Below are 12,851 nucleotides of genomic sequence, written 5' to 3' on the forward strand. Positions count from 1 at the left end.
GCCTAGGGCTTCTGAATGACATATTGCGTAATGGCACGAGCAGGTTTAAAGCCATGATATTGTCCCAAAGGTTCATAATGTTCGAGATGTAATCGTGTTATCTCTCCACCCCATTGTTGTTGTGCTTGGAAGAGTAAAATATCGCCTTCAATAGTTACAGAGTTAATTACTAAACGTCCTAAGGGGCGTAATGCATTCCATACGGTTTCAAGTAATGTAGACGATGTTAATCCACCACCAATGAAAATTGCATCAGGACGAGGTAAATTATGTAATATTTCAGGAGCCGTTCCTTCAACCATTTGTAATGATGGAACCCCAAGTCGTAAGGCGTTTTCTTTAGCACGATGGGCACGGTCGGTTCTAGGTTCAATAGCAATAGCTTTGCACATAGGATGTGTTAGCATCCATTCAATTGCAATAGAACCAGAGCCCGTTCCAATATCCCATAATAATGCCCCAGGATAGGGTTGTAATGCAGATATTGTATTGGAACGAATGGGTTGTTTTGTAAGTTGCCCATCATTTTTAAACCAATGATCCTCTCGTCCATGTGTAAAAGGGAGAGGAGCAAATATGTCCAACTCAACTGCAATTATATTTAATGGGTGAATATTATTGGGTAACAGGTCTTCTTGAGTAAAATGACATATATTTTCACTGGAACCACCCAGAGCTTCTAAAATATAAAAATGCTTATAGCTGATGTCCCATTCTTTGAATTTTTCATACACATTATGAGGAGTTTGTTCATTGGCAGATAAGATAAGTAGTCGTCGATAAGGCATGAGTGCAGGGCGTAATGTTTCAGTAGGACGTCCGCATAAAGAAACGGTGTTAATATCTTGCCCATGCCACCCCAAATGATTGCATGCCAAATTATAGGCAGAAATGGTTGGGAAACTTTCCCACTCAGTGCGGGTTAATGTTTTTGTTATTAAAGGACCAATACCATACCAAAAAGGATCACCAGATGCCAAAACAGCAACAGAGTTCGGTTTGTGTTGCAAAATTTTTTCTATAGAATGATCCAAAGGGTTTGACCATATTTGTTTTTCCCCTTGAATTAAGGTGTGTGCATGGGCAAGATGACGTTTCCCACCGACAACAAGGCTGGCATTTCGGATGCGGTGTTGGGCGGTGGGGCAAAGTCGGTCGATACCATCTTCACCAATACCAATAATGCTTAAAAATGGAAATGTCATCGAGATCTGGGGGTCAATTCAATATGAAGAAAAAGATTTTAATACTAGGAGGAACGACAGAGGCTTCAGCTTTGATTCAATCCTGCGTTGACCATGTAAATTATGATCTGATCTTATCATTGGCTGGTGTAACCAAAAATCCTGTCTTACCTCCACAAGTGACAGCTAGGATAGGAGGATTTGGCGGCGTAGTAAAGATGGCAGAGTGGATGCAAGGCAATAATATTCATGCTGTTGTTGATGCAACGCATCCTTTTGCTCAACAAATTACAAGCAATGCGTATCAAGCAGCACACATTGCCAGTGTTCCTTATTTAAGGCTAGAGCGCCCTGCATGGCAAAAAGAACCCGGGGATATTTGGCATGAAGTAAAAACTGTCGAAGATGCAGTCTTAAAATTAGGCAAAGATCCTTTACGTGTTTTCGTAACAATTGGCCGTAAAGAGCTATTGCCTTTCAAAAACGGTGTTGTTTCTCATTATTATTGGATCAGAAGTGTTGATCGTCCTGATGAGTGTTATCTTCCTCGTCATGCTCAGTTGATCCAAGCCAAGGGACCTTTTGATGAAGTGGACGAAATTGCTTTTTTAAAACAGCATCAGATTGATTGTATTGTCAGCAAGAATTCGGGTGGACAAACTGTGTATGCAAAGATTAGTGCTGCACGAAAATTAAAGATCCCTGTATTATTGATTCAACGACCCATAATGGAATCAATGCCACGTGTAGACACGTGGCAACAAGCCCAACAATGGATATTACAGATTTAATATCATAATCCTAACTCTGATAATGAAGCATGGTCTTCAGGTCTTGCTGCTCCCATAGACCAAAAATATTTGCGTTCATGTTCTTTAATAGGTAAATCATTGATACAAGCAAAACGCTTGCTCATTAGCCCATGTTCATCAAATTCCCAATTTTCATTGCCATAAGAACGAAACCATTGATTTTCTTTATTACGCCATTCATAAGCAAAGCGAACAGCTATTTTATTGTGTGTATAAGCCCATAACTCCTTGATTAATCGATACTCTAACTCTGTTTGCCATTTTTGGGTTAAAAATTGGACGATTTCTTGTCGTCCATTGATAAATGCAGAGCGATTACGCCATTGACTGTCAATCGTGTAAGCCAAGGCAACTTTTTCTGGAACTTGGTTATTCCAGGCGTTTTCAGCGAGACGCACTTTTTGGCAAGCGGTTTCAAAAGTAAAAGGAGGTAAAGGTGGGCGTTGCTCTATCATTATGTTATGGCTTTCGAATGAGGAAGTTGTGTAGGCTTGTTTACTTTAAATATTTCTCCACTCAATATCTAAATCAACATTTTGCTTATGTTGCTCAATCAGTTGAGCATTGGGTTCATCCGTATGCGCTACCCATGCTTTGGCATCTTTTTCGGAACGCCCAAAATAACAGTGACGATCAATTAAACGTTGTTGACGCTCTGCAACAGGGGCCGTTACAAACCAACGTTCATCAAATATGGATGCTAATGTCTGCCATTCCCCTTGGGATAATAAAAGGTAATTGCCTTCGGTAATAATCAAAGGAATATCATCAAACACAGGAATAGATCCCGCGATGGGTTCCTCTATAGTTCGATAAAATTCAGGAGTATAAATAATTTCGTTTTCTTGTTGATTTTTTAACCGTTCGATCAGCGATTTGTATCCCCATACATCAAATGTATCAGGCGCACCTTTGCGCTCTTTGCGCCCTAGGCGTTCCAGTTCTTTGTTGGATAAATGATAACCATCCATTGGGACAATCATGGAAATATCTTTGAGGGCTTCATGTAATAATCTAGCAACGGTAGACTTTCCAGAACCTGGCGCGCCTGCAATGGCAAGGATCGTGCGTTTATTCTTCTTGGCTAATGCTCTGGCACGGTCAATATATTCTTGAGCCAATACTAGTCCTTGCACGGGATTTTCACTGATATTTGCCATTATTTTGTCCTTTAAAAACGAGTGTTTGATATAGAATAATGTAATTTGAAAAAAGTGAAAGATATTCTTATGGAAATGCTCGATGATGAAGTTAAAAGAGAACTAAAGAAATTACCATTTCAAATAAGAATTATCGATGATGTAAGTAGCCAGCGTTATTCAGCCAGTATTCTGAACCAGCAGTTTACGTGGTGTGGCACTAAAATCGATTGTCTACGTCCATTGGTCATCAAACTTATGAGCAAATAGAAAGATTTTTTAATCGTTCTGAAGTGGCAGAAATATTTCTCAACGATATAGAGCTTATTATATCAATGGTTCAGCTATAAATTTTAGCATTTGTATCAATGGAAAAGATATGTTGTCTTTCATTAAATGGATTGTTGAGACGATACCCTTACATCATAATTTTTTTGATTTAACAGGGCATTGGTGTTTAACGATTGCGATGGAAGGCTATGTTGATTTTGGATTTTCTGAGTTTATGCTTAATGAATAATGATTAAATTGATAATGAGAAGATCATGATACAAGATAATTGTTGCCCATCTGAAGAACTAAACGATCTTTTGCGACACAAAATATATACGATTTTTAGTGAAAATCTTTTGGTGTTTGGTGCAAAAGAATTTTCGGATCAACTTGTCATTCCGTTATATCATCCTGATGAACTCTATTTAGATAATATTATTCTTGATTGCATAGGAGCACTTGAATTACCCTTTGAGTTAATTTATCAAGGAACGGCACTTGATCAATATTATGATTACGATCCAAATAATCTATTAACCATTGCAAAAATTGCTGATATTTTGATTGATATTTACCTTCAATATCATAGGCAATTACATAGATTTCATTCGTTACCGATCGACATACAAGAAAAATATTATCGTAAAATATACCATATCATTGAAGAGTATTTACCATCAAAATCATGCGTATTTTCTCCTGATGTTGTTATTAATCAAGGTAAATATGGTATTTGTGGTTGGCCAGCGAAAAGAATGGTGATGCGATCTGCTATAGCGATGGAACTCAATCAGAAAGCTATTTATCGATATTTTGATAGGCAAAATCTGTTTATCTTTCCGATGAGATTAAGAGATATCGTTTTAGGTTTTTCTGTTTTAATGGCTTCTATAATTAACTTGATCTTTTTTACGATGAAATGGGTTCTTACTGGTAAATGGGAATTTAATCGTTTTGCAGGACGCGTTGAACAATCATTAACAGCAAAAGAATTTGCGGATATTTTGATTCACTTATGGTTAATAAAGGAAAATGATTGATCCATATCAATATAATCTATGGATCAATCAATAATAATTTTAGTTCTTAAGTAACCGCAATCCGTTTGCAACGACCAACAGACTTGCGCCAACATCAGCAAAAACCGCCATCCACATGGTTCCCATGCCAATAAACGTTAAAACAAGAAACACTAGTTTGATCCCCAAAGCAAAGCTAATATTTTGAATAATCACATTGTGGGTTCTCTTGGATAAACGGATGAACTCAGGTATTTTACGAAGGTCATCGTCCATTAACGCAACATCAGCGGTTTCAATGGCGGTATCTGTTCCAAGGCTTCCCATCGCAAACCCAATTGTTGCCGCAGCAAGGGCAGGGGCATCATTAATACCATCGCCAACCATTCCTGTTGTTCCTTGGCGTGAATATTTTACGATCATATCATATTTGTCTTGAGGTAATTGATTGCCTCTGGCTTCATCAATACCAACTTCTTTCGCAATCGCTTGGGCGGTGGACGCATTATCACCTGTCAACATGACGGTCTTCACACCCAGTTGATGTAATTCGTTGATTGCTTCTTGACTACTGTCTTTGATGGTGTCGGCAATGGCAAATAGTCCCAGAATTTGTTGACCATTATTCAGTAAAATAACTGTTTTTCCTTGATTTTCAAATTGTTCAACTTGTTTTTTGATTGCTTCATCACAGCTAATAATCTCATTCGTTAACCGCAAGTTCCCCAAGTAATAGATCTGCCCTTGGATAACGCCTTTGATTCCTTTGCCGACTACTTCCTCAAATTGTTCCACTGTGTATAAAGTCAAATCGGATGCAGCTTTGGCAACAGCCTGGGATATCGGATGATTGGAGTTATTGGCAAGGCTGGCTGCCAATGTAAGCCCTTTATTTGGATCGAGTTCACCATAAATGACCTGGTTGGTTTGAATAGGTTTTCCATGCGTGATGGTTCCTGTTTTGTCCAAGGCAAGGTATTTTAATTGACGCCCTAACTCTAAATAGACACCTCCTTTAACAAGGATTCCTCGACGGGCAGCAAGGGTTAAACCACTGACAATCGTAATCGGTGTCGAAATCACCAATGCGCAAGGGCAAGCAATAACCAGCATAATCAAAGCTTTATAAATCCACTCTGACCAAGTTCCGAAATGGAGCATTGGTGGAAGAATGGCAATAATCAAGGCAATCAGTAAAACCGTTGGCGTATAAATCCTAGAAAAACGATCAACAAAACGTTGAATAGGGGCTCTGTTTGCTTGTGCTTCTTCTACGGCATGAATGATACGTGCAATCGTACTATCATTCGCCAGAGAGGTTACGCTATATTCAAATAAACCAGTTTCATTAATTGTCCCCGCAAAGATTTGGTCTCCTTTGCTTTTATCGACAGGGAGGCTTTCCCCTGTAATAGGGGCTTGATTAATGGTTGTTTGTCCATGAGTAATGATTCCGTCCAACCCAATACGCTCACCAGGTTTGATTTTAATAATATCATTGATTTTAACCGAGCTGACCTCTGTTTCTTGCCACGATCCATCTTGTTGCTGAACCATTGTTGTATTTGGGGTCAGGTTCATCAGAGAGCTAATCGCGTTACGAGCACGATCCAGAGATTTTGCTTCGATAAGCTCTGCAATGTTAAATAATACCATCACCATTGCTGCCTCTGGCCATTGCCCAAGGATCAAAGCCCCTGTCACAGCAATACTCATCAGCGCATTAATATTCAGATCAAAATTCCGAATAGAAATCCAACCTTTTTTATAAGTTTTTATTCCACATGCAGCCACAGCAATCAGCGCAAGGATCAGTTGCACCCACCATGGGAACTTCATGAAATGTGTAATCTCTGCTAAGATTGCAGCCAAAGAAGCAAGGATTAATGGCCAATATTGTTTTTTATGTTCGGCAAGTTGTGGGTTTTTATCATTCTTATTATAAATTTCAGGTTCAAAATCTAATTGTCGAATGGCGGTTAGAATTGAATCTAGAGCATCTGGACGATGCGTAACGGTTAGAACGCGTTGTATCAAATTGAACTGAAGCTCTTTAACTGCTTTCATTTCGCCGAGTTTTTTGCGTATAATATTCTCTTCAACAGGACAATCCATTTGCATAATGCGGATTTGCGTTAGCTGAAATCCATCAATTGTTTTTGATTCAGACAGTTCAGTCAAAGATTGAGGTTTAGAAGAACAGCAATCATCTCCATGCTGATGTTCTTTGACTTCTGTGTGGTCGTGAGAATGGTTATGATCGTGATAATTATGGTTGTGATTATCTTTTTGTTCTTGATGATTATCATGTGAATCACAATGACAGTGCTTATTTACATCTTTTACCATTCATTTTATCCTATAACTCAATTAACATGATGGCTATTCAACACCCTGAAGTAACTATAAGGTCAATCGTAAAAGAGACGAAAATGAAAATTAGTGAATTAGCACGTCAAGCAAGCTGCTCGGTTGAAACTGTTCGTTATTATGAAAAAGAAAAATTATTACCTCTACCATTAAGGGAGCAAGCCAATAATTATCGATATTATGATAATACCCATTTGGAAAGGTTGCTTTTTATACGCCGTTGTAGAGCTTTAAATATGTCTCATAAGGAGATCAAAATTATTCTAGAAGCGTGTGATGTGCAAAATCGTGATTGTGGCGAAATAAATAGTGTTATTCAAGAACATCTTGTGCATGTCCAAAATAAAATCGTAAAATTAAAAATTCTTGAAGAAGAGCTGCGACATCTTAATCAACGTTGCCATGCAAGTGGTGTCGTTGAAAAATGTGGAATAGTGAATAAACTAAAGTCTTTATAAAAATAATATTAGAATTTTGAACAAATATAGTGTTTCGAGATATTTATTAATATATTTTACATGTCAAAATATAGTGTAAGTATTAGTAGGGGTTAAATAATTTTTATGAAAATTTATTATGTTATTACAAGTTTGGAAGGTGGTGGAGCTGAATTTATTGTTCCTGATTTAGCAGAATTTTTTATCAGCCAAGGTCATGATTTTAAAGTATTAGCATGCCTTCCACGAGATATGGAAACCGCAGCATTACTAGAGGATCGTAATATTCCTTATCAACTTCTTTCGCTGAACGGGGATCATCGGTTAAAATCGACTTATAATTTACTAAAAATCGTTAAAAAATCCCGTCCTGATTTAATTTGGACGTCATTGGCACGTGGGGCAATGGATGGGCAAATCGTAGGAAAGTTATGTAATATCCCCGTTGTCAGCTGGAAACATAGCGCCAATATAATGGCGCATAAAATCTCTGCTGTTCGTTTTTTACAGAGATATAGTCAGTTATGGGTTGCTGATTCGGATGGCGTTGCTGATTTCTTACAAACAAGTATGGATGTGGTGGCGGATCGTATTATGACGTGGCCTTTGTTCAAAGTGCCAGAAAATTTACCTGATATGCCCGTATGGGATGGCAAAGGTATTTTTCACATTGGCAGTATGGGTCGCTTACACCCAGTGAAGAATTTTGATGTAATGATTAAATCGATTGATTATATCAATAAGAAATATCCAGATGTCGGACAGCGTATTCATTTCTCGATCGCAGGGGCAGGGGAAGAAGAACATAAATTACGCAATTTAATACAAGAGTTGCAGCTTAAAAACGTAGAGTTGGCAGGCTTTTATACTAATGTGATGGATTATTTAAAAACACTGCACTTATATACGCAAACATCGACGTTTGAAGGGATGTGTATTGCATTGCACGAAGCTCTGGCAGTGGGTCTGCCTGTCATTTCAACCCCTGTTGGAGAAATGCGTTTTTGTGTGAAAAATAATCCAATAGGAACGTTGTTAAAAGAGAACTCACCCGAAGCATTGGGTGAAGCTATTGTGGAGTATTTTCATTATCCTGCTAAGGCCAACGACTATGGGAAAAACGCTCGGGGTTATATTCAATCTCGATACAGTAAAGAGGCATTCCATAATGCAGGAAAAACAATTTTACATCGTATTGAAAACGAGATTCTAACAAGGTTCCATAAGTAAAAGTAAGCTTTATTGAAATGGATCAATTGATGTTGATGCTTGATATTCGCGTACAGGTTTTTTATTAACATACGACTTTTTATACAAATACTTGACGCTAAGAACGGATGGTACGATGAAGATCAAACTTCTTCCAATCATTTTAGAAAAAATTTCTGTTTCAGGGTCAGAAGTGCCAAGAAAAGAGACAAGAAGAAATGCAAAAATCAGAAAAGAAATAATAAAAAATAAACTTCCTAAAAAAATACTGATGATTGTTTTCTCTGTACCAGTTGAGTTAAAATTGAAAAAACACTTAAGAAGAAATGCCATTATAAATGAAGATGGAGTAGCAATCATCAAATAAACAAAACAGCAAATGATATTGATAAAAACCACGGACTCATAACTACCAAAAATGCTCAGTAGAAGTCTATAATCGTCGTGATTACTCTGAGCAACATATGTGCCAAGGAAACCACCTAAGAATGGACTAATGAATAAAAAAAATATTAATTTTATAAATCCAAGTAAATGTTGGTCGTTAAGTTTTTTCATTCTGTTTCATCTGTTGTTGGATACCCAACAAGCTCACGCCATTCTTTTTCATTTAAACATTGAACACCCAGCTCTTTGGCTTTTCGTGCCTTACTGCCACCATCAACACCCTCGATAACAAAGTCGGTCTTGGCGGATACGGAGCTGGTTACTTTTGCGCCTAGTCGTTCTGCAATATCTTTTGCCTCAGAGCGAGTCATGGTGGATAAAGTGCCTGTAAAAACCAAGATTTTACCGACTAATGCGCCTTCTTGTGTGGCTTCAACATCTCGAATGTTCAGAACGGCAGCAAGATCATGTAAGGTTTTCTGATTATGTTCTTCTGCAACAAAGGCAACCAATTCATCGGCTATGGCTGGGCCAATCCCTTCTATGGAGCCCAAAGTTAATCGTTGATCTGATCCAACCTGTCTTGCTTTTAACATTTGTTCAAACCAGTTCGTATAAGATGTATAGTGCTTAGCCAGAATTTTGGCTGTAGCAATACCAATACGACGAATACCAAGCGCATAAATAAAACGGTCAAAGGAGATTGTTTTCTTGTTTTCAATGGCGCTGAGAAGATTTTTAACAGAAAGCTCTGCCCATCCTTCAGAATGCAGGATCTTATCTTGATGATCTTGCAGATGAAAAATATCCGCAGGTTGATGAATTAATCCTGCATGGAAAAATTCAGAAACGGTTTTTGTGCCCATACCGTCAATATCGAACGCATCTTTGGAACAAAAATGAATCAGGCGCTCTTCGATTTGCGCATTACAAGTCAGACCGCCTGTGCAGCGGCGCACAACTTCATTGGCAGGTTTTTCAGCATTGGCACCGCAGACAGGACAATGTGTGGGAAATTGATAAGGTTCAGAGCGTTCTGTTTCTAAGGTTGAGGGATCAACAGCAACGATTTGAGGGATCACATCGCCTGCACGTTGTAAAATTACACGATCATTTTCACGCACATCTTTACGTAGAATTTCATCTTCATTATGCAAGGTGGCTCTGGTGACAATCACACCTCCGACATTAATCGGCTCTAATAATGCCACTGGTGTTAAGGCACCAGTTCTACCGACTTGAATATCAATTTTCTTTAGACGGGTAATCGCTTGTTCCGCAGGGAACTTCCATGCCGTTGCCCAACGAGGCGAACGTCCAATAAAGCCAAGACGTTCTTGGAGATTAATGTTGTTCACTTTATAAACAATACCATCAATATCATATGGCAACCCAGAACGTTTCGTCATTAATTCTTGTTGAAAGGCCTCCGCCTCATCAGCATTTTTAACAACTTGATACAAAGGATTCACATCGAAGCCCCATGTTTTTAATTGTTGTAGGAAAAGATCATGTGTGCTGGCGATGGACTGACTGGAATAGCCTTGGGCATAAACAAATAAAGACAAAGGACGTGCGCGCGTGACCTCTGGATCAAGTTGACGCAACGACCCTGCGGCAGCATTACGTGGATTTGCGAATAAGCGTTTATTAGCTTGTTCTTGCTCTTGATTCAGTTTCAAGAAGTCCTCTTTTGAAATATAGACTTCTCCACGGATTTCCATAATATCAGGAACATTTCCTGTCAGTTTTTGGGGTAAGGATGCGATCGTTTTAATATTCGCAGTGACGTCTTCACCAACTGTTCCGTCACCACGAGTACTGGCTTGAACTAAAATACCGTTTTCATAGGTTAAATTAATCGAAAGACCATCAATTTTAGGTTCTGCAACAAAGGCAAGGTGGGTTAGATCATCTGCTTTAAGATCTAAATATCGTTGAATGCGGTTGATAAAGTCTTGAAATTCTTCACCATTAAACACATTGTCCAAAGAAAGCATTGCAACACGATGTTTGATTTTCTTTAGCCCGCTCGTAGGCTGACTACCAACTGTTTGGCTAGGACTGTTTTGCTCAATTAATTCTGGAAAGCGTGCTTCAATTTCTTTATGTCTGCGACGCAGTTGGTCATAAGTTGCATCATCAGTGACGGGGTTGTCTTGGTTATAATAAGCATCGTCACATTGACGCAGAAACTCGGTTAAAGTAGAAAGCTCGTCTTTTGCTTGAGGAAGGGTAAGATCTTGAGGAGCAATCGTAGAGAATGGTGTTTCAAAAGAATTCATTAATTTGATCTATGTAATAAACTATCTGCTGCAGCGCGAGCTGCATCGGTAACATGATTTCCCGCCAACATACGAGCAATCTCTTCGCGCCGTTCTTCAGCACTTAATTGTTTGGTATGGGTTAAGGTTACCCCGTTTTCAATGGTTTTACTGATTTTTAATTGAATATCACCACTGGCTGCAACTTGTGGGCTATGGGTCACTACGAATACTTGTAGATTTTGCGCTACTCGATGTAAACGATCCCCAATAGCCGATGCTGTTGATCCTCCAACACCAGAATCGATTTCATCAAATACCAATGCAGACAAAGTCGATTGTTGGCTCAGAACAACTTTTAGTGCCAATAATAATCGAGATAACTCGCCACCTGAAGCAGCTTTATTTAATGGGGCAGGGGGAACACCAGGGTTGGCGGCGATTAAGAATTGAATTTGGTCTTTGCCTGTTTGGTTCCAAGCTTCATTTGATAGGGGTGTTATTGAAACAAAGAATTTTGCACGATCTAATTTCAACGGAGTTAATTCTTGCGTGATGGCTGTTTCAAGTTTCTTAGCGATTTTTTGTCGATCAGCAGATAATTTTTCTGCAACATCTTCATATGCTGTTCGACAGTTTGCAACTTCTTGTTCAAGTTCTTGGATCTGATGGTTTCCAAGGTCAAGATTGATTAAACGGGTTTCAAAATCTTGTAATAAATTTGAAAGCTCATCGATATTAACACTGTACTTTCGCCCCGCAGCACGCAGAGTAAAAAGACGTTCTTCAATCTCATCCAGATGCTGCGGATCGAGTTGAATATCATTGACAATGTGATTTAGAATATTTTCTGCTTCACCCAAAGCTTCTTCTGCACGAATAATTGCTTCTAATGCTTCTTGTACAGCTTGGTCGGTTGAACTGAGGGAAGTCTGCTCATCGAAACTGGAAGGAAGCAATTTTTGCAAAGATTTACTGGCATTGAGTAACGCTTGAGCAGGTTGGAATGCACGACGATCTTGCGGGGAGAGGATGGTTAGAGCTGAAGTTAGAGCCTCTTGGCGACGTTCATCTTGTTGTAGATTTTTTCGCTTTTCAACAAGGTCGAGCTCTTCATTAGCTTGAGGGGCAAGTTGTTTTAGTTCTTCTACTGATTCTCTTAACCATTCCTCTTCTTGGGCTGTGGCTTCGATAGTTGCCCTCAGCGCAGAAAGTTTAGCGGTTGCTTCGATCCATTTAGCATATAGAGTTTGTGTTTTTTGTAAAAAGGTTTTAGAAACACCAAAATTATCCAAGATAGATAAATGTCCTCTTGGATCCATCAAGCCAACTTGTTCATGTTGACCTTGCATTTCAACAAGGTTTTGTGCGATTTCTTTTAAAAAACTGAGCCCAACAGGTTGATCGTTAATATAAGCACGTGACCGTCCATCTGACGCAATAATTCGTCGGATAACCAGCACGCTATCCGCTAAATCAGCATCTTCAAATCCTTGTTCGGATAGTTGCTTATAAACGGGATGCGTGAGGGATATTTCAAAACAAGCCGTGACTGTGGCTTGATTAGCACCAACTCTTACCAAAGAAGCACTGGCTCTTTCGCCCAGCGCCAATCCAAGACTATCGAGCAAAATCGATTTCCCAGCACCGGTTTCCCCTGTGAAAACGGTGAGACCTCGATCAAAGAATAAATCGAGTTTTTCTATTAAAACAACATTGCGTATAGAGAGTTGTGTTAACATTGGGGGAAAACAATG

At 38.9% G+C, this 12,851-nt stretch carries 12 protein-coding genes; 6 read left to right on the forward strand and 6 right to left on the reverse strand.

What is annotated here, in order from left to right; genetic code table 11:
* Nucleotides 1–2: 2 nt before the first annotated feature.
* On the reverse strand, nucleotides 3–1,205 hold the full coding sequence (gene cbiE / locus PQG52_RS00385) for a precorrin-6y C5,15-methyltransferase (decarboxylating) subunit CbiE (RefSeq protein ID WP_271827405.1): 1,203 nt from the start codon (nucleotides 1,203–1,205) through the stop codon (nucleotides 3–5).
* A 23-nt stretch (nucleotides 1,206–1,228) separates the two neighbouring features.
* On the opposite strand from cbiE, the gene PQG52_RS00390 reads away from it, so the two are divergent.
* Complete coding sequence (locus tag PQG52_RS00390) at nucleotides 1,229–1,975, forward strand: cobalt-precorrin-6A reductase (RefSeq protein WP_271827406.1); 747 nt, start codon at nucleotides 1,229–1,231, stop codon at nucleotides 1,973–1,975.
* A gap of 2 nt (nucleotides 1,976–1,977) precedes the next feature.
* Here the strand turns inward: PQG52_RS00390 and PQG52_RS00395 are convergent, their stop codons facing one another.
* On the reverse strand, nucleotides 1,978–2,451 hold the full coding sequence (locus PQG52_RS00395; RefSeq protein ID WP_271827407.1) for a nuclear transport factor 2 family protein: 474 nt from the start codon (nucleotides 2,449–2,451) through the stop codon (nucleotides 1,978–1,980).
* A 45-nt stretch (nucleotides 2,452–2,496) separates the two neighbouring features.
* Nucleotides 2,497–3,156: a nucleoside/nucleotide kinase family protein gene (locus PQG52_RS00400; RefSeq protein ID WP_271827408.1), complete on the reverse strand. Its 660-nt coding sequence runs from the start codon at nucleotides 3,154–3,156 to the stop codon at nucleotides 2,497–2,499.
* Between the two features lie 358 nt (nucleotides 3,157–3,514).
* On the opposite strand from PQG52_RS00400, the gene PQG52_RS00405 reads away from it, so the two are divergent.
* Nucleotides 3,515–3,655, forward strand: a complete 141-nt coding sequence (locus tag PQG52_RS00405) for a hypothetical protein (protein WP_271827409.1) — start codon at nucleotides 3,515–3,517, stop codon at nucleotides 3,653–3,655.
* Between the two features lie 25 nt (nucleotides 3,656–3,680).
* Nucleotides 3,681–4,448: a hypothetical protein gene (locus PQG52_RS00410; RefSeq protein WP_271827410.1), complete on the forward strand. Its 768-nt coding sequence runs from the start codon at nucleotides 3,681–3,683 to the stop codon at nucleotides 4,446–4,448.
* Between the two features lie 39 nt (nucleotides 4,449–4,487).
* Here the strand turns inward: PQG52_RS00410 and PQG52_RS00415 are convergent, their stop codons facing one another.
* A complete protein-coding gene (locus tag PQG52_RS00415; protein ID WP_271827411.1) occupies nucleotides 4,488–6,776 on the reverse strand; it encodes a heavy metal translocating P-type ATPase in 2,289 nt (762 codons plus the stop codon).
* An 83-nt stretch (nucleotides 6,777–6,859) separates the two neighbouring features.
* Here PQG52_RS00415 and PQG52_RS00420 point away from each other — a divergent pair, with 83 nt between their 5' ends.
* The 3 genes from PQG52_RS00420 (at nucleotide 6,860) to PQG52_RS00430 (ending at nucleotide 8,810) form a co-directional block, all read left to right on the forward strand.
* Entirely contained in the window at nucleotides 6,860–7,255 is a 396-nt protein-coding gene (locus tag PQG52_RS00420; RefSeq protein ID WP_271827412.1) for a MerR family transcriptional regulator, read from the forward strand.
* Nucleotides 7,256–7,360: 105 nt separating this feature from the next.
* A complete protein-coding gene (locus PQG52_RS00425; RefSeq protein ID WP_271827413.1) occupies nucleotides 7,361–8,464 on the forward strand; it encodes a glycosyltransferase in 1,104 nt (367 codons plus the stop codon).
* A 115-nt stretch (nucleotides 8,465–8,579) separates the two neighbouring features.
* Nucleotides 8,580–8,810: a hypothetical protein gene (locus PQG52_RS00430; RefSeq protein WP_271827414.1), complete on the forward strand. Its 231-nt coding sequence runs from the start codon at nucleotides 8,580–8,582 to the stop codon at nucleotides 8,808–8,810.
* Between the two features lie 187 nt (nucleotides 8,811–8,997).
* On the opposite strand, the gene ligA is transcribed toward PQG52_RS00430, so the two are convergent.
* Nucleotides 8,998–11,115, reverse strand: coding sequence for an NAD-dependent DNA ligase LigA (gene ligA / locus PQG52_RS00435; RefSeq protein ID WP_271827415.1), 2,118 nt, complete (start codon nucleotides 11,113–11,115; stop codon nucleotides 8,998–9,000).
* A complete protein-coding gene (recN, locus tag PQG52_RS00440) occupies nucleotides 11,115–12,836 on the reverse strand; it encodes a DNA repair protein RecN (RefSeq protein ID WP_271827416.1) in 1,722 nt (573 codons plus the stop codon). The genes ligA and recN overlap by 1 nt, the downstream gene beginning before the upstream one ends.
* Nucleotides 12,837–12,851: the final 15 nt, after the last annotated feature.

The sequence above is a fragment of the Commensalibacter communis genome, from assembly GCF_947179105.1.
In the GTDB taxonomy this organism is placed as follows: domain Bacteria; phylum Pseudomonadota; class Alphaproteobacteria; order Acetobacterales; family Acetobacteraceae; genus Commensalibacter; species Commensalibacter communis.

Excerpts from the sequence above, each read along its gene's own strand:
- PQG52_RS00395 (WP_271827407.1), bottom strand. The coding sequence starts at position 2,451 with ATGATAGAGCAACGCCCACCTTTACCTCCTTTTACTTTTGAAACCGCT.
- PQG52_RS00405 (WP_271827409.1), top strand. The coding sequence starts at position 3,515 with ATGTTGTCTTTCATTAAATGGATTGTTGAGACGATACCCTTACATCAT.
- PQG52_RS00420 (WP_271827412.1), top strand. The coding sequence starts at position 6,860 with ATGAAAATTAGTGAATTAGCACGTCAAGCAAGCTGCTCGGTTGAAACT.
- PQG52_RS00430 (WP_271827414.1), top strand. The coding sequence starts at position 8,580 with ATGAAGATCAAACTTCTTCCAATCATTTTAGAAAAAATTTCTGTTTCA.
- PQG52_RS00410 (WP_271827410.1), top strand. The coding sequence starts at position 3,681 with ATGATACAAGATAATTGTTGCCCATCTGAAGAACTAAACGATCTTTTG.
- PQG52_RS00390 (WP_271827406.1), top strand. The coding sequence starts at position 1,229 with ATGAAGAAAAAGATTTTAATACTAGGAGGAACGACAGAGGCTTCAGCT.
- ligA (WP_271827415.1), bottom strand. The coding sequence starts at position 11,115 with ATGAATTCTTTTGAAACACCATTCTCTACGATTGCTCCTCAAGATCTT.
- PQG52_RS00425 (WP_271827413.1), top strand. The coding sequence starts at position 7,361 with ATGAAAATTTATTATGTTATTACAAGTTTGGAAGGTGGTGGAGCTGAA.
- PQG52_RS00400 (WP_271827408.1), bottom strand. The coding sequence starts at position 3,156 with ATGGCAAATATCAGTGAAAATCCCGTGCAAGGACTAGTATTGGCTCAA.
- recN (WP_271827416.1), bottom strand. The coding sequence starts at position 12,836 with ATGTTAACACAACTCTCTATACGCAATGTTGTTTTAATAGAAAAACTC.
- PQG52_RS00415 (WP_271827411.1), bottom strand. The coding sequence starts at position 6,776 with ATGGTAAAAGATGTAAATAAGCACTGTCATTGTGATTCACATGATAAT.
- cbiE (WP_271827405.1), bottom strand. The coding sequence starts at position 1,205 with ATGACATTTCCATTTTTAAGCATTATTGGTATTGGTGAAGATGGTATC.